The organism is Pseudomonas sp. GXZC (genome assembly GCF_026967615.1).
Classification (GTDB): Bacteria; Pseudomonadota; Gammaproteobacteria; order Pseudomonadales; family Pseudomonadaceae; genus Aquipseudomonas; species Aquipseudomonas azotoformans_A.
In genome coordinates, this window is the sequence record NZ_CP114115.1 from 3,902,312 (window position 1) to 3,919,077 (window position 16,766).

13 protein-coding genes and 1 pseudogene are annotated in these 16,766 nt (G+C 62.3%); 6 read left to right on the top strand and 8 right to left on the bottom strand.

Annotation, left to right across the window (positions count from 1 at the left end; all coding sequences use genetic code 11):
* The first annotated feature begins 24 nt into the window (after positions 1-24).
* A complete protein-coding gene (locus OZ428_RS18145; protein WP_269130767.1) occupies positions 25-645 on the top strand; it encodes a LysE family translocator in 621 nt (206 codons plus the stop codon).
* Here OZ428_RS18145 and OZ428_RS18150 read toward each other — a convergent pair.
* The 3 genes from OZ428_RS18150 to OZ428_RS18160 are packed head-to-tail and all read right to left on the bottom strand — an operon-like array spanning position 632 to position 3,362.
* The gene (locus tag OZ428_RS18150; RefSeq protein ID WP_269130768.1) at positions 632-1,810 is read right to left on the bottom strand and encodes an arabinose transporter; all 1,179 of its coding nucleotides are present in this window, start codon (positions 1,808-1,810) and stop codon (positions 632-634) included. The two genes, OZ428_RS18145 and OZ428_RS18150, sit on opposite strands and share 14 nt — an antisense overlap.
* Before the next feature lie 13 nt (positions 1,811-1,823).
* A complete protein-coding gene (locus OZ428_RS18155; protein ID WP_269130769.1) occupies positions 1,824-2,690 on the bottom strand; it encodes an SDR family oxidoreductase in 867 nt (288 codons plus the stop codon).
* 15 nt (positions 2,691-2,705) lie between these two features.
* Positions 2,706-3,362 carry an O-methyltransferase gene (locus tag OZ428_RS18160; protein WP_033896570.1) on the bottom strand — a complete coding sequence of 219 codons (657 nt, stop codon included), beginning with the start codon at positions 3,360-3,362 and terminating at the stop codon, positions 2,706-2,708.
* 111 nt (positions 3,363-3,473) lie between these two features.
* Here OZ428_RS18160 and OZ428_RS18165 point away from each other — a divergent pair, with 111 nt between their 5' ends.
* Positions 3,474-4,139, top strand: a complete 666-nt coding sequence (locus OZ428_RS18165; protein ID WP_269130770.1) for a TetR family transcriptional regulator — start codon at positions 3,474-3,476, stop codon at positions 4,137-4,139.
* Here OZ428_RS18165 and OZ428_RS18170 read toward each other — a convergent pair.
* Positions 4,093-4,614, bottom strand: a complete 522-nt coding sequence (locus tag OZ428_RS18170) for a GNAT family N-acetyltransferase (RefSeq protein WP_269130771.1) — start codon at positions 4,612-4,614, stop codon at positions 4,093-4,095. The two genes, OZ428_RS18165 and OZ428_RS18170, sit on opposite strands and share 47 nt — an antisense overlap.
* A gap of 102 nt (positions 4,615-4,716) precedes the next feature.
* Between OZ428_RS18170 and OZ428_RS18175 the strand changes: the two genes are divergently transcribed.
* Entirely contained in the window at positions 4,717-5,286 is a 570-nt protein-coding gene (locus OZ428_RS18175) for a cysteine hydrolase family protein (RefSeq protein ID WP_269130772.1), read from the top strand.
* Here the strand turns inward: OZ428_RS18175 and OZ428_RS18180 are convergent.
* The 3 genes from OZ428_RS18180 to nirB form a co-directional block, all read right to left on the bottom strand.
* On the bottom strand, positions 5,268-5,717 hold the full coding sequence (locus OZ428_RS18180; RefSeq protein WP_269130773.1) for an HIT family protein: 450 nt from the start codon (positions 5,715-5,717) through the stop codon (positions 5,268-5,270). The two genes, OZ428_RS18175 and OZ428_RS18180, sit on opposite strands and share 19 nt — an antisense overlap.
* A gap of 257 nt (positions 5,718-5,974) precedes the next feature.
* On the bottom strand, positions 5,975-6,337 hold the full coding sequence (gene nirD, locus OZ428_RS18185; RefSeq protein ID WP_269130774.1) for a nitrite reductase small subunit NirD: 363 nt from the start codon (positions 6,335-6,337) through the stop codon (positions 5,975-5,977).
* Positions 6,337-8,877 carry a nitrite reductase large subunit NirB gene (gene nirB / locus OZ428_RS18190; protein WP_269130775.1) on the bottom strand — a complete coding sequence of 847 codons (2,541 nt, stop codon included), beginning with the start codon at positions 8,875-8,877 and terminating at the stop codon, positions 6,337-6,339. The genes nirD and nirB overlap by 1 nt, the downstream gene beginning before the upstream one ends.
* 618 nt (positions 8,878-9,495) lie before the next feature.
* Here nirB and OZ428_RS18195 point away from each other — a divergent pair.
* The 3 genes and pseudogenes from OZ428_RS18195 to OZ428_RS34750 all read left to right on the top strand — a co-directional run bounded on the left by OZ428_RS18195 (position 9,496) and on the right by OZ428_RS34750 (position 15,559).
* Positions 9,496-13,470 (top strand): bifunctional nitrate reductase/sulfite reductase flavoprotein subunit alpha, encoded by a 3,975-nt coding sequence (locus OZ428_RS18195; protein ID WP_269130776.1) that lies wholly within the window; start codon positions 9,496-9,498, stop codon positions 13,468-13,470.
* Between the two features lie 232 nt (positions 13,471-13,702).
* Positions 13,703-14,656 (top strand): annotated as a pseudogene (locus OZ428_RS34745) (cache domain-containing protein); the annotation flags it as partial.
* Positions 14,657-14,854: 198 nt separating this feature from the next.
* Positions 14,855-15,559, top strand: coding sequence for a methyl-accepting chemotaxis protein (locus OZ428_RS34750; protein WP_442964844.1), 705 nt, complete (start codon positions 14,855-14,857; stop codon positions 15,557-15,559).
* Between the two features lie 3 nt (positions 15,560-15,562).
* Here OZ428_RS34750 and OZ428_RS18205 read toward each other — a convergent pair whose 3' ends face one another.
* The gene (locus tag OZ428_RS18205) at positions 15,563-16,750 is read right to left on the bottom strand and encodes a sensor histidine kinase (RefSeq protein WP_269130778.1); all 1,188 of its coding nucleotides are present in this window, start codon (positions 16,748-16,750) and stop codon (positions 15,563-15,565) included.
* Positions 16,751-16,766 lie beyond the last annotated feature (16 nt).

The following is a 16,766-nucleotide window of genomic DNA, read 5'->3' on the forward strand; positions in this document are numbered from 1 at the left end:
CACGCCCCTTGCATGAATCCCCCCATGTCCATCACCGACAACCTCCTCGCCTTCACCTTCGCCGCCACGCTGCTGACGCTCACGCCCGGCCTCGATACGGCGTTGGTACTCCGGACCGCCACGGTGGAAGGCAAGCGCCAGGCGTTGCAAGCCACGTTGGGGATCAATGCCGGTTGCCTGCTGTGGGGCGCGGCGGTTGCCTTCGGCCTGGGTGCGTTGATTGCGGTGTCGGAAGTCGCCTTCAACCTGCTCAAGTACTGCGGCGCCGCGTACCTGGTCTGGCTGGGCTTGAACATGTTGCTGCGTCCGCGTCGCTCATTGGCGAGCGCCGAGGTGCAAGGCAAACCTGCCGGCAACTGGTTTATCAAGGGCATGCTGGGCAACGTGCTCAACCCCAAAGTGGGCATTTTCTATGTGTCGTTCCTGCCGCAATTCATCCCCCAGGGTCAGCCGTTGATCCTCTGGACGTTCGGTCTGGTCAGTATCCACGTGCTGCTTGGCGTGATCTGGGCACTCGTGCTGATCGGTGCTACGCAGCCGCTTTCCGGCTTCCTACGCCGCGAAAAGGTCATCCAGTGGATGGACCGCACCACCGGCCTGATCTTTGTGTTGTTCGCTGCACGGCTGGCGTTCAGCAAGCGTTGAGCAGCGGCTTTCTCGCCAGCAACGCCCAAGCGACCACCCCCGACAGCGCCACCGCGACCGCGCCTGCCAAATACACCGACGCCACCCCTGCCGCCCCAGCCAAAGCCCCCGCCAATGGGCTGGCGATGCCCAGGGAAATATCCAGGAACGCCACATAGGCCCCCATCGCCAGCCCACGGGTGTGCGGCGGCGCGCGCTTGATCGCTTCCACTCCAAACCCCGGAAACGCCAGCGAATAACCAAAGCCCGTAAATGCCGCGCCCAGATACGCCATCAACGGATCATTCGCGCCCCAGATCAACAACTGCCCCGCCGCCTCGATCAGCACGCAGACCAGCGCCACCTTCGCACCACCGAGCTTGTCCGGCAGATGCCCGAAGAAAATCCGCGCACCGATAAACGCCAGCCCGAATGTGGTAAAGGCAAACGACGCATTGCCCCAATCCTTGGACGCAAACAGCAGCGCGACAAATGCGGCAATCACGCCAGAACCGATGCTGGAAAATGCCAGCCCCAAGCCCGGCAGCCAGACGGCCCCGAGTACCGAGTAGAAGGACGTACGCCGCTGACTGGTCGGTGCAACGCCCTTCGCACCGATCACGATGCCAACCGCCAACAACGGCATGATCAAGCTGGCAATGGACAGCCCACTGAACCCCCATTGGTTGTTGATTGCCACACCCAACGGCGCACCCAGCGCGAAGGCGGCGTAGATCGCGATACCGATCCAGGCCATCACCTTACCGGTATTCTGTGGCCCTACCCGCCCCATGCCCCAGCCCATGGAGCCGGTGATGACCAGGCTTTCGCCCAGCGCCAACACCACACGCCCGGCCAGCAGCAACCAAACCGACAGCACCGGTACATCGATAAACGCCAGGGAAGCCAGGTACAGCAGCCCCGAACTGGCGGCCACCAGCATGCCCAGCAACAGGGCACGCTTGGGGCCACGCATATCGGCAAAATTGCCGGCCCAAGCCCGCGACAGCAACGCTGCCGCGAACTGCGCGCCAATCACCACGCCCACCACCAGCGTGCCCATGCCCAATGTCTGATTCAGGTGCAAAGGCAACACGGGCAACTGCATGCCGATAATCAGGAAACCGACGAACACCGCCAACGTAATCGGCAACATACTCATCAGCACGGTTCTGTGTTGTGTCATCAAAACTCTCCGCTCAGCGCCTGAAGTAATCGGCGTGATCAAGGTCTGCCAACAAGCTTGGGCCCGTCGGTGTCCACCGCAGCCGCTCGCGGGTCTGCTCACTGGAAACGGCCATATCAGCGCCGGCCATATTGGCGAACCAGCCAAAATGTTCGCGTGGTCGGGATTCAACCGGCACGCCCAGTCGCCGTCCGATCACCTCGGCAATCGCCTTGAATGGCACCGCCTGGTCCGCGACTGCGTGATACGCAGGCTGGCTAAGGTCATCATCCAGCACCCGGCGATAGACCCGCGCCGCATCGGTGCGGTACACCCCCGACCAGCAGTTCTGCCCGTCGCCGATATACGCCGACACGCCGGTCTCGCGGGCCAGGCGGATCAGGATCGGCAAGAAACCGTGGTCGCCCACGCCATGCACCGACGGCGCCAGGCGCACCGTTGCCGCCCGCACGCCGCGTGCAGCCAGTGCCCTCGCGGCGGCTTCGGACTGGCGTGGCGATGCGGCATTAGGCAGGTCTGCCTCGACCGCACCGCATGGCAGGCCGGACAAACCCGAAGTGACGATCAGCGGCGTGTCCGAACCTCTCAACACCGACTCGAACGCCTCAATCACCCGGCGGTCCTGTTCGCAGTTTTCGATAAAGCGCGAGAAGTCGTGATTAAACGCGGTGTGAATCACCGCATCCGCCGTCCAGGCGGCGCGGCGCAAGGTGTCCAAGTCATCCAGGGTGCCGCGCAGCACCTTGGCGCCGGTGGCGGCAAGCGCCTGCGCCTTGTCGTCGGCGCGAGCCAGGCCGGTCACCAGGTAGCCGGCATTGAGCAGGTCCTTGACCACTTCGGAGCCAACCCAACCGGTGGCTCCCGTGACAAATACGTGCATGAGTTGAGTCCTCGATTAGCCCAGGCGCATTGAAAGTTCGATGTCATCGGTAAAGGGCACCGACAAGTAGCCGTTCTCCGGGGCGCGTACGTAGGCCAGGTATTCAGGGCAATAATCGGTGTTGTCTGCCACCACCAGTGCGCCGGGGCGCAGGTGGCGTTCCACCAGGTTCAGCACGTCGCCATACAGTGTTTTGGCGCCGTCCAGCAGCAACAGATCGACAACCTCTGGCAAGTCGCTGGCCAGGGTCACCAGCGCGTCACCTTCACGAATGTGGATCAAGTCGCTCACGCCGCCCTCGATGAAATGCTCGCGCGCCAGGGCGATCTTCGAGGCTTCGAATTCGCTGCCGATCAGCACACCGCCGCCGTTGTCGCGCAGTGCGGCAGCCAGGAACAAGGTCGACAGCCCAAACGAAGTACCAAACTCGACAATCGCCCGCGCCTTGTTGCTGCGAGCCAGCATGTAGAGCAGCTTGCCGGTGTCCTGGGACACGGGTAGCCACAGGTCCTTGAGCATCGAATACAGCGCCACGTACTCGGTTTTGCTGTGCATCAGCCGTTCGCGTTCTGCCTGAGAGACCGAGTTCAGCAGCGGGCTGGTGGCCGCATCGGCCTGTGCGTAAAGACGTTCAATCAGGGGCGCCAGAGGCGCGGTGGTCAGGCTCGACATAATTGATTTCCAGTGAGTTGGGACTAAGATGCGACTAATTCGTCGCATTAAAAGTATGCGAGTGATTCGCATCCTTCGCTATTCGCATTAGCCCTGCTTCAGGAGCCCTGTATGACCAACCGCCAGACCCCGCGTATTTCCACGCGCAAACAGCCGCAACAGGCCCGTTCCACCGAGTTGGTGGCGGCGATTCTGCAAGCGGCTATTCAGGTTTTGGCCAAGGAAGGCGCCACCCGTTTCACCACCGCACGGGTCGCGGAAAAGGCCGGCGTGAGCGTGGGGTCGGTGTACCAATACTTCCCCAACAAAGCAGCGATTCTGTTCCGGTTGCAGAGTGATGAGTGGCAGCAGACCACCCAGATGCTGCGCGGCGTACTGGAAAACCACGACGAGACGCCGCTGGAACGTTTGCGTAGCGTGGTGCACGCCTTTATCCAGTCAGAATGCGAAGAAGCGCAGATGCGCGGGGCGCTGAACGATGCGGCGCCGATCTATCGCGATGCGCCGGAGGCCCTGGAAGTGCGCGCGGCGGGACGGCAGGCGTTCAAGGGGTTCATGCTGGAGTTGTTGCCTGAGGTGTCGGTTGACAAGCGGATCCTGGCCAGTGATTTGATCCTGACCACGCTCAGTTCAGTGGGGAAGGAGTTTTCCAACAGTCCGCGAACGGCTGAAGAAATTGCGGTGTACTCCGAGGGGATGGCTGATATGTTTCGTGCGTATGTGAATGCGCTCAACTTGGTCCAAAGGACAACCGATACCTCATTTCTTCCAGAGTGACACCTCCCCTCTGAAGATGACGTTCACTCCCCGGGTCCTCAACGCAGCCCACCCTGCGATAAAACCGGACAGCCCTTTCATTACGGCTCAAGACCCAAAGCGTCAAACACTCATACCCTTGCTCGATCAAGAACTGCAGGCCCGCATTCCACAACGCCAGCCCCACGCCGGCTTGCCAACACTTGGCTAAAACATAAATGGCCATGACCTCACCAGTGTTTGCTCCGGCAGCTTCTTCGTCTCGACTGGCACCGACCGATATCCAACCGACGACTTGCCCATCCAGCTCGGCGACCCACACATCTGACTCGCCCGACTCAATCGAGCGAACCCAAAAGGATTCACGCCGAGCCAGCGTTGCGTCCAACCCCTTCAAGAACTCGGCAGGCATCAGGTCGCGATAGGCTTCCTGCCAACTGCGGATATGCACCTGGGCGATGGCGTTGGCGTCGCCAGGTAACGCTTTACGGATCATTGATCGATTCCTTACTCAGTCAATCTCCTTCAAGTAAACCCAACCTTCATGACCGTTTACCCTCATGGTATGTTTCGACCCTCACCCGCAAAAGGAGGTGCCATGCAACCGTTTGCCATCAACGCTGCACTGCTGATCATCGACATGCAGCAAGGCATGAACCAGCTCAAGCTGGGGCGACGCAACAACCCCGACGCCGAAGTGCAGATACAGCGTCTGCTGACTGCCTGGCGTCAATCCAGCCGCCCTGTTGTTCACATCCGTCACATGTCCCGCTCGCCCGACTCGGTGTTCTGGCCGGGCCAGCCGGGCTGCGAATTCCAGCCGGCGCTGCAACCGCTGGCGCATGAACATGTGGTCGAAAAGAACGTCCCGGATGCCTTCGTCGCCTCAGGGCTGGAACGCTGGCTGCATGCACGCGGCATCCGACAGTTGGTGATCGTCGGCGTGATCACCAACAACTCGGTCGAGGCCACGGCACGCTCCGGCGGCAACCTGGGTTTTGCGGTGACGGTAGTTTCAGATGCCTGCTACACCTTCGATCAAACCGATTTGTCCGGGCGCCTGTGGCCTGCTGAAGACGTGCATGCGCTGTCGCTGAGCAACCTGGCGATGGACTATGCCCGTGTCGTAGAGACTGACGAGATCCTCGTTCACCTCACGACGGGCTGATGCTCGCTTAACAGAGCCGCAATCTTTTTACGCAACTCCCCATGCTCACTTTCCGCATACTGCACCGCGTTTTTCCAGTCATAAAACCACGCCGGCATCGTGCGTTTGTCGTCCGGCTCCGAGGCGTAGCGCGGGAAGAGGTGACAATGCAGTTCCGGCTCGGAATTGCCTAAAATCTCGTAGTTCATACGCAGCGCACCAGTGGCCTTCAACACCGCATCGCCCAGGAGGGCCATGTCCAGCAGGTAGGCAGTACGGGCCTCGGTATCGAGGTCGTTCAGGCTGGCAACGACCGGGTCCGGCAGCAGCAGGCAGTAACCGGGCAGGAACTGTACATCGCCCATGACCGCCCAGCCCGAGGCCATGCGGCAGATGACTTTGTCGTTGGCGCCATTGCGGGCCAGCGCGACGCGTTCCGTGATAAGCGGCATGCAGTGTCCATGATCTGAGTGGAGTCCAGGCGGCATCTTAACGCGACTTCAGCAACTGGCGCGCTTGTTGTGGTGAGCGGGCTTGCCCCGCGCTGGGCTGCGAAGCGGCCCCAAAACCCGACACCTCGGATCACCTGAAACACCGCAGTGATTCTGAGAGGGGCTGCTTCGCACCCCAACGCGGGGCAAGCCCGTTCACCACAAGAAAGCCCGCTCATCACAGTCAATCGGCTCGGCGCACAATCCTGCACACAGCATCAATCCAATGCCAATTCCACCACCCCAGCATTCAACCGCACCGGCCAAACCCGCAATCTCTGATCAGGCGCCTCCAGGCACTGCCCATCCTCGAGCCGGTAATGCTGCTTGTAGATCGGCGCCGCCACCACCAGGTCGCCCTTGATACTCCCGATCAAGCCGCGTCCGATCACATTCGCGCCGGATTCCGGGTCATGGTTGTCGATGGCGAACAACGTCTGGTCCTGCGCACCCGGCAGGTAGAACAGCGCCACTTGCGCGCCGTCCAGCCACACCACTACGCCGGAATTGCTCACCAAATCGGTCTCGCTGCACACACTTTTCCAAGTGGCCAGGTTGCGTTGCGGGTTGGCTTGGCTCATCAGGCAATCTCCTCGGTGACGGGAATAAGGTTGAGTTCGGCGGCCATGATCGGCCGGCGTTGCCCGCGTTCCTGGACGAAGTGGATGTCCGGGTCGGGGCGTTTGTCGTTGACGAAGGTGCGAAAGCGCTTGAGTTTTTCCGGGTCTGCGAGGGCGTTGGCCCATTCGCATTCGTAGCGGTCGACCACCAGTTGCATCTGCGCTTCCAGCTCTGCGCCGAGGCCCAGGCTGTCGTGCAGGATCACGTCCTTGAGGAAGTCCAGGCCGCCTTCGAGGCTTTCGCGCCAGACCGAGGTGCGTTGCAGCTTGTCGGCGGTGCGGATGTAGAACATCAGGAAGCGGTCGATGTAGCGGATCAGCGTGGCGTCATCCAGGTCAGTGGCGAACAGCTCCGCATGGCGTGGGCGCATGCCGCCGTTGCCGGCGATGTAGAGGTTCCAGCCCTTCTCGGTGGCGATCACGCCGACGTCCTTGCTCTGGGCTTCGGCGCATTCACGGGTACAGCCGGACACTGCGAACTTGAGCTTGTGCGGCGAGCGCAGGCCCTTGTAGCGATCCTCGATCAACAGCGCCATTTTCACGCTGTCCTGCACGCCGTAACGGCACCAGGTGCTGCCCACGCAGGACTTCACCGTACGCGTGGATTTGCCGTAGGCGTGTCCGGTTTCAAACCCGGCGGCGATCAGTTCGCTCCAGATATCCGGCAGTTCGTGCAGTTGCGCGCCAAACAGGTCGATGCGCTGGCCGCCGGTGATCTTGGTGTAGAGGTCGTATTTCTTCGCGACCTCACCGATCACGATGAGTTTATCCGCGGTGATTTCGCCGCCTGGAATACGCGGTACCACCGAGTAGGTACCGTTCTTCTGCATGTTGGCCATGAACGTATCGTTGGTGTCCTGCAACGGCACCAGGGACGCGTCCATGATCGGCTGGTTCCAGCACGACGCGAGGATCGAGCCCACCGCCGGCTTGCACACGTCGCAGCCGGTGTGACCACGGCCGTGTTTGGCCAGCAGTTCGTCAAAGGTGAGGATGCCTTCCACGCGCACCAGGGCGTACAACTCCTGCCGGGTGTAGGCGAAGTGTTCGCACAGGCTCTTGTCGACGCTGACGCCACGGGCGATCAGCTCATGCTCGAACACCTGCTTGAGCAAGCCAGCGCAGCCGCCGCATCCGGTGCAGGCCTTGGTCTGAGACTTGAGCAGGCCGAGGTCGCTGCAGCCGCCGTCGATGGCCGAGCAGATCGCGCCCTTGGTCACGTTGTGGCAGGAGCAGACGGTGGCCGATTCAGGCAGCGCGCCAGGGCCGAGGGTCGGTGCGCCGCTGGAGGATGGCAGGATCAGGCTGGCCGGCTCGGACGGCAGCGTGATGCTGTTTTGCATGTATTGCAGCAGCGTGTCGTAGTAGCTGTTGTCGCCCACCAAGACGGCGCCGATCACGTGCTTGCCCGAGGCATCCACCACCAGGCGCCGGTAGCTGGCGCTGGCTTCGTCGATGAACTGGTAGCTGCGTGCGCCCGGCGTGTGGGCATGGGCGTCGCCGATGGAGCCCACGTCGACGCCGAGCAACTTGAGTTTGGTCGACATGTCGGCGCCCACAAACGGCTCGGCGGTTTGCGCGCACAGCAGTGCGGCAACGCCACGGGCCATCTGATAGCCCGGCGCGACCAGGCCGAACAGGCTGCCGTTCCAGGACGCGCATTCGCCAATCGCGTAGATGTTCGGGTCGATGCTCAGGCATTCGTCATTGATCACCACGCCGCCACGCGGGCCGATGTCCAGGCCGGCCTGGCGGGCCAGTGCATCCTGGGCGCGAATACCGGCGGAGAACACGATCAGGTCGGTTTCAAGGAACTCGTCATTGGCAAAATTCATGCGGTAGCGGTACTGCTCACCCGCGCTGATGGATTGGGTGGCGCGCGACAAATGCACGCCCACGCCCAGCCGCTCGATCTGCGCCTTGAGCGCCAGGCCGCCAAAGTCGTCGAGTTGCACCGGCATCAGGCGCGGCGCGAATTCCACCACATGGGCTTCAAGGCCGAGGCTTTTCAGGGCGTTGGCGGCTTCCAGGCCCAACAGGCCACCGCCCACTACCACGCCGCGTCGTGCATTGGCGGCGGCTTTGCGAATCGCGTCCAGGTCCTCAAGGGTGCGATACACCAACCGCGAATCGCCTTCGGCGCCTTCGATAGGCGGCACGAACGGATACGAACCGGTGGCCAACACCAGCTTGTCATAGGCGACGCAGCCGTCGGCGGTGATCACTTCGCAGCGCGCGCGGTCGATCTCCAGCACCGGTACGCCGAGGTGCAGGGTCACACCTGGCGTCTGGTACAACGCGGCGTCGGACAAGGCCAGCGACTCGGCATCGCGACCGGTGAAGTATTCAGACAGGTGCACCCGGTCATAGGCGCGCATCGGCTCTTCGCTGAACACGTGCAAACGGTAGTGATCCAGCGCGCCGCGCTCGATCAATTGCGCCACACAGTGGTGGCCGACCATGCCATTGCCGACGACGATCAAGGTTTTGAGATGGTTCATAGTTAGCACCCGACAACGCTCATCACGGTTTTAAAAAAGCAAAAAAAAACGCCTGAAACCTTGCGGTTCCAGGCGTCTTTGCCTGTTCTTATGCGGGTTCGGATCGGGCGACTGCGCCGGATTCACCGCTATTGCCCCTGGTGTCGATCGTCGTTGACCGAAGTGGGTTGAGGGGGAGCTTGCAGGGTCTGTGCCAAGCCATCTGATAGCCCGTTACAACAGCCAATGTCGTCGCTTACCCCCGCCAAACGCATTGTTCAGCGCCTCCAACTGGTGCGCTCCGCTTCATAAATGTGCACGCCCCACCCTCTGCTGAACATTTTATTGTGGTGAGCGGGCTTGCCCCGCGCCCAGGTCACCTCGGTCTCAAGAGGGCTGCTGCGCAGCCCAGCGCGGGGCAAGCCCGCTCACCACAACAAGCTTCACCACAGCAGCCCATTCACCAAAAAACGCCAGTTCACCTAACAAACCCCGCCGTGCAAAACCTGGCGCGTGACTTGCTAGGAACACATCAACCAAGCAGTCAACGCTGACTGCCCTCTCACGACAAAGGCGCCGTGTAATCCCCGTTCTGAACGGAGGGTTGCAAGGCGCCTTTTTTGTTTACGCAGGTTTCAGATGGCCAACCAAAGCATACGCAGTGTGTGTCCCTATTGTGGCGTGGGCTGCGGCATCGTCATGCAGGTGCAAGACAATAAAGTGGTCAAGGTGATCGGCGACAAGGCCCATCCCACCAACTTTGGCCGCCTGTGCACCAAGGGCACCACCTGCGGGCAAGCCATCGCCGAGTCCGGGCGCATGGAAAACGCCTATGTACGCCAGGCCCGGCAGAATGACCCGGTGCGCATCGGCATGGACAACGCCCTCCGCGAAACCGCGCGCCGCCTGCGTCACACCCTCGACACCCACGGCCCGGACGCATTGGCTTTCTATGTGTCCGGGCAGATGTCGCTGGAGTCCCAGTACCTGATCAACAAATTGGCCAAGGGCTTCGTCCGCACCGCCAACATCGAGTCCAACTCTCGGCTGTGCATGGCCAGCGCCGGCAGTGGCTACAAACTCTCCCTCGGCGCCGACGGCCCGCCGGGGTCCTATGAAGACTTTGATCGCGCCGAGCTGTTCTTCGTGATCGGCGCGAACATGGCTGACTGTCACCCGATCCTGTTCCTGCGCCTGATGGACCGGGTCAAGGCCGGGGCGAAGCTGATCGTGGTCGACCCCAGGCGCAGCGCCACGGCGGACAAGGCCAACCTGTTCCTGCCGATCAAACCCGGCACCGACCTGGCGTTGCTCAATGGCCTGCTGCACCTGCTGGTCAAAAACGGCCATACCGACCCAGCCTTTATCGCCGCCTTCACCGAAGGCTGGGAGGCGATGCCGGAATTCCTGGAGGACTATTCGCCAGAGCACGTCGCCGCCATCACCGGCCTGGCCGAAGCCGATATCCGCCAAGCCGCCGACTGGATCGGCCAGGCCGCCGAGTGGATGAGTTGCTGGACCATGGGCCTCAACCAGAGCACCCACGGCACCTGGCACACCAACGCCCTGTGCAACCTGCACCTGGCGACCGGCGCCATTTGCCGGCCGGGCAGCGGGCCGTTTTCCCTCACGGGTCAACCCAATGCCATGGGCGGGCGCGAAATGGGTTACATGGGCCCTGGGCTGCCGGGGCAACGCTCGATGTTGGTCGAGGCCGACCGCGCCTTTATCGAAGAGCTGTGGCAGATCCCCCACGACAGCCTGCCGCGCCAGGCCGGCAACGGCACCGTGGCGATGTTCGAACAGATGGCCGCCGGGCAGATCAAGGCCTGCTGGATCATCTGCACCAACCCGGTCGCCAGCGTGCCCAACCGCCAGACCGTGATCAAAGGCCTGCAAACCGCCGAACTGGTGATCACCCAGGATGCCTTCCTCGACACCGAGACCAACCGCTACGCCGACATCCTGTTGCCCGGCGCGCTGTGGGCTGAGGCCGAGGGGGTGATGATCAACTCCGAGCGCAACCTGACCTTGATGCAAAAAGCCGTCGACGCGCCCGGCGAGACCCTGCCCGACTGGCAGATCATCGCCAGGGTCGCCTGTGAAATGGGCTTTGCCGATGCGTTCACCTATGCATCCGCCGCCGACGTGTTTGAAGAAATCAAACGCGCCTGGAACCCCAAGACCGGCTACGACATTCGTGGCGCGAGCTACCCGCGCCTGCGTGAGCAGCCGCTGCAATGGCCCTGCGCATCGGAGGATGGCGCGGACCGCAACCCGATCCGCTACCTGGGCACAGGCACCCTCGTCTTCGCCACCGAAACCGGCAAAGCCCAGTTCTTCGCCCGCCCCTATATGCCACCCGCAGAAATGCCGGATGACGCATTCCCCTTCGTGCTCAACACCGGCCGCGTGCAGCACCAATGGCACACCCTGACCAAGACCGGCAAGGTCGCGACCCTGAACAAACTCAACCCCGGCCCCTTCGTGGAATTACACCCCGAAGACGCAGCAACGCTGGGCATCAAACACAAGGATCAGGTCGAGATACGCTCCCAACGCGGCCGCGCCGTACTGCCCGCCGTGGTCACCGACCGTGTACGGCCAGGCAACTGCTTTGCGCCGTTCCACTGGAACGATGTGTTCGGCGAACACCTGGCCATCAACGCCGTGACCAACGACGCGGTAGACCCGATTTCCTTGCAGCCGGAGTTCAAGCACTGCGCTGTCGCCCTGACCCGCGTCGAGCTGATCGACCATCAATTCCTGGACCGCCCTTCCCCCGTAGCTGAGGACACTCCCATGTCGCGCCTCGACGCCTTCGCCGAAATCGCCGGCATCCGCAACCTCCCCGCGCCGCCACTGAGTGAGGGTGAGCGTACCTACCTCGCCGGCTTCCTCAGCGGCTTGCAAGCCAATACCGCACGCCAGGCCGTAGACGTGCCGACCCTGCCCGCGAATGCACCGCTGGCCGATGCGTCGCGGCTGTGGCTGAACGGCTTGCTCGGCGGTTTGTACAGCCATACGCAATCCCACGCAGCGCCCTCCCCAGCCGTCACCTTGTTATGGGCCTCGCAAACCGGCAACGCCGAAGCCTTGGCCGAACGATTTGCCCAGCGCCTGCGCGACGCCGGCATCACCGTGGAACTGAGCGCGATGGCGGATTTCCCGGCAAGCAAACTGGCAAGCACCCACACCCTGGCGCTGATCAGCAGCACCTTTGGCGACGGCGACCCACCGGACAATGGCGAAGGGTTCTGGCACAGCCTCAGCACCGCCGAGACGCGCCTGGAATCCTTGCGCTTCGCAGTGCTGGCCCTGGGCGACCCGAACTACGACCAGTTCTGCAACCACGGTAAAAAACTCGACCAGCGCCTGTCGGAACTGGGCGCCACTCGCCTGCTGGAGCGCGTTGACTGCGATACCGAATTCGAAGCACTGGCCGATGCCTGGCTGGTGCGTTTCCAGCAAACCCTGGCCCCGGCAAAGCCCGTCGCGCCCGCCACCCCCGCCGGGAAAACCAAGCTGTACGGCTCACGCCTGCTGCTCAACCGACACCTGAACCCGCACAGCGTCCACAAGGAAACCCGCCAATTTGCCCTGGACCTGACCGACTCCGGGCTGACCTACGAAGCCGGTGATGCCCTGGGTGTGCGGCCGCGCAACTGCCCCGAACTGGTCAGCGAGTTGCTCGACCTCACCCGCCTGAACGCCCATACCAGCGTAAACATCGACACCTTCGGCGATGTGCCGCTGCAACAGGCCCTGACCCAGCACTTCGAAATCGCCCGGCCCAGCAGCGACACCCTGGCTTTCATCGCGGAGCGCAGCGCCAATCCTGGCCTCAAGCACTTGCTCAACCCCGAACATAAGGCCGAACTGAATGACTGGCTCTGGGGCCGGCAACTGGCGGATGTGTTGCTGGAGTACCCCGTCGAGTGTTCAGCGGATGAGCTGCTGGGCACTCTCAAGCGCCTGCAACCGCGCCTGTATTCAATCGCGTCCAGCGCCAAGGCCTATCCACAGGAAGTGCACCTCACAGTGGCCGCCGTGCGTTACGGCAAACGTAAAGGCGTGTCCTCGACCTTCCTGGCTGACCGGGTCGGCGACGGCGAGGTGCCGTTGTTCATCCAGCCGTCCAAACACTTCCGCACGCCCACTGACGGCGACGTGCCGATGATCATGGTCGGGCCCGGCACCGGTATCGCGCCCTTTCGCGCGTTCTTGCAGGAACGTCGCGCGCTGGGTCATCAGGGCCGCAACTGGCTGTTCTTCGGTGAACAGCACGCCGCCAGCGATTTCTACTATCAAGACGAACTGCAAGGCATGCAGCGCGACGGCCTGCTCAACCACTTGAGCCTGGCGTTCTCGCGCGACCAGGCGCAAAAGGTCTACGTGCAGGACCGCATCCGCGAACAGGGCGACGAACTGTGGCGCTGGTTGCAGGACGGCGCGAGGCTGTACATCTGCGGCGACGCCAGCCACATGGCCAAAGATGTCGACCAGGCCTTGCGCCAAGTCGCGCAAACCCACGGCGGGCTTGGCGTCGAGGGTGCCGTGGAGTACTGGCGGCAGCTGAGTGAGCAGAAGCGTTATCTGCGTGATGTGTATTGATTGGATACAGAACAATAAGCACTTTGTATTGTGTACAAAAAACCTTAAAGATTTATCGAAGCCGGGCAGAAACAGCAGTGATAGCAAATCGCCGCAATCCTGATAGAGAGGCGCGACGATTTGGCCGCCCTTCACGCTGATGGTCGTCTCGATGAAAATAAAAAATAAGCTGGTACTCGCATTTGTCTCTGTTGCTTTCATCCCGGTAAGCCTGGTGGCCGTGATTTCGGTCATGAACACGCGGACCCAGGCGGTGGAGCAGTTCATCGACGGCAGCACCCGGGAAATCCGTCAGATTGATGGCAACATCCGCCAGTTCTTCGACGGCACGCTGCAAAACGTCGATCAAATGGCCACCGATCCTGTATACACCTCCGTGAACACGCTGAAGAACTACCAGCCTGCCGACGCGGCTAGCCAGCCCATGCCCGCCGAGGCGCAAACCGTGATCGACCGCTTCGCGCGCTTTGGCGCCACACACCCGGCGGCGGCGATCCTGTCCATCGGCCTGGAAGACGGCACCTACGCCAAATGGCCGGATGACCCGCAACTGGCCAAGTACGACCCGCGCACCCGCCCCTGGTACAAAGCGGCCATGGCCAGCCCCGGCAAGACCGTGCGCACCCCCGCGTATTACTACGACAAAGACGACGTCGCCCTGGTGGGCACCGCACGCGCATTGCTGGAAAACGGCAAGGCCAAGGGCGTGTTCGTGGTCAGCGTCTCGCTGAAAAACCTCACCGAACTGGTCAAGAGCATCAAGCTGGGCGAAAGCGGCTACGTGATGCTGGTCGAGGACGGCGTGGTGCTGGTGGATCCGCGCAACGCCGCCCACAGCTTCAAGCCGCTCAAGGACCTGGGCACAGCCTATGCACAGTTGGCCGACACCGCACAGGGCTCCACTGAAGTGGTGATCGACGGCGTGCGCTACATGGCCAACGTGTGGACCTCCCCCGGCCTGGGGTGGCGCTATATCGGGCTGATCGAACACCGTGAGGTGATGGCCGAAGCCACGCGCATGACCTACCTCACCGCCATCATCGTCGCGGTGCTGGTGCTGATCTTCGGGCTGATCGCGGCGGCGTTCTCCAAGGTCATCGTCAAACCCATCGGCCAGGTCAGCACCGGCTTGCAGTCCATCGCCCAGGGCGAAGGTGACTTGCGCCACGAACTGCAGGTCCAGGGCAAGGATGAAACCGCCGAACTGGCCGGCTGGTTCAACAAGTTCCTGGCGGCGATCCGCCAACTGATCCAGCACATCGGCGCAGCCTCGGCCAATTTGCAGAACGCCTCCAAGGTCAACAGCGAGGTGGCGCACAACATGAACGAGGCGGCCGGACGCCAGCGTGAGGCGGTCGAGCTGGTCTCTACGGCGTTCAACGAAATGGTCGCCACCGCCAACGAAGTCGCACGCTCCTGCAGCGGCGCGGCGGAGTCCGCCGAGAACGGGCACCGCCGCGTGGCCGAGGGCAAGCAGCAGATCGAAGTCACCACCGACAACGTCAACCGCCTGGGACGCCGCCTGACCGAGTCATCCCAGGCCATGGTCGAACTGGAAGCCGGTAGCCGCAGTATCAACCAGATCCTCGGCACCATCCGCGCAATTGCCGAGCAAACCAACCTGCTGGCGCTCAACGCCGCCATCGAAGCTGCCCGTGCCGGTGACCAAGGCCGTGGTTTTGCGGTGGTGGCCGACGAAGTGCGCGCACTGGCCAAGCGCACGTCCGACTCCACCGGCGAGATCGAGCTACTGCTCGGCACCCTGGAAAACAAGACCCAGGAAGTCACGCAGAAAATGGGCAGTTGCCTGGACCTGTCGAAAGCCAGTGTGTCCTCCATCGAAAGCGCGCGGGACAGCTTTGAAGGGATCCAGACCTCGGTCAACGAGATCCGCGACCAGAACCTGCAGATCTCCGCCGCCGCAGAGGAGCAACACAGCGTGGCCGAAGAGATCAACCGGCATATCCAACAGATCTACGACGAGGCGCGCCTGGTGGAAAGCCTGGCCAACTCGGCGCAGGACGATTCGGGGCGGCTGTCGAACCTGTCGGATGAGTTGAATGGATTGGTAGGACGCTTCAAGTCCTAAGGGTCAGGCAGAACAAGGGAAGCGCACCGAAAACTCGGCGCCCTTCGCCAGGTTTTGCACCTGCAAATCGGCCTTCAGGTCGGCCACGAACGAATGAATAAGCCGTGTGCCCAAGCGCTTGTGTTTGCCGACCAATGTCCCTTCGGGCAAGCCCTTGCCGTTGTCACGCACCGAGAACACCACTGACTCCACATCACGGTGCAAGGTCACCGTGATGATGCCGGCCTGCCCGTCCTCGAACGCATGCTTGATGGCATTGAGCACCAGCTCCACCGCGAGCAGGCCCAGGGAGGCACAACGCTCGGCGGACAGCGTGATCCCGACTTCCTTGGACATGATCAGGCGCATGTTCTTGTCACCGGCGAAGGCGCGGGCCAGCTCATTGACCAGGTCGTCGAGGAAGCCTGATGCATCCAGGTCGACTGCGCTGTGCTGGGTCAGGGCGAACAACTTCTGATGCACCAGGGACATCGCGCGGATCCGCTCCAAGGCTTCAGCGGTGGCGGCCCTGGCCTCGGGATCAAGCAGCGAGCGCACCTTGGCCGACAGCAGGCCTTCGAACACATGGAAAGTGTTCATCACGCGATGGCTGAGTTCGCGGGTGGCCAACTCACTGCGTTGCAGCGCGTCTAGGGTCTTTTGCAGCGTGGCGTCGGCCACCGAGCGCTCGATCATCAGCGCAGCGGTGTGGGCCAGCAACTCGATGGCTTCCAGGTCGTCCTCAGAGGGAAGACGTGGGGCGTTATGGTAGATCGCGTAAGTCCCCAGGACCACGCCGTTGGCATCCTTGAGCGGCTTGGACCAGCACGCCGCAATCCCGTGCTGATTGGCCAATGCCAGGAACGGCGCCCACAGTTGGTCGCTGGCCACATCACCGACAATCACCAGGTCGCCGGTATAGGCGGCCGTGCCACAGGAAGGCGAATGGGGGCCGATCTCGAAGCCATGAATCGCGGTGATGTAACCGGCATCCAGGCCGGAAGAGGCACCGTACAGCAGGGTTTCGCGGTTCTGGTCGACCAGGAACACCGCCGAACGCCCGCCCAGGTGTTCACTCCCGGCCCGTGCCAGGAAGCCCAACAGTTCATCCAGACTTTTGCGCGCAAGCGCCATTTCCAGCGCTTCGCGTTGGGCCGACAGCAGGCGTTGCCATAAAGGGGATTGCCCCATGAGGTGGGGAGTGGTGTCCATGGGGGCTTCTCATACG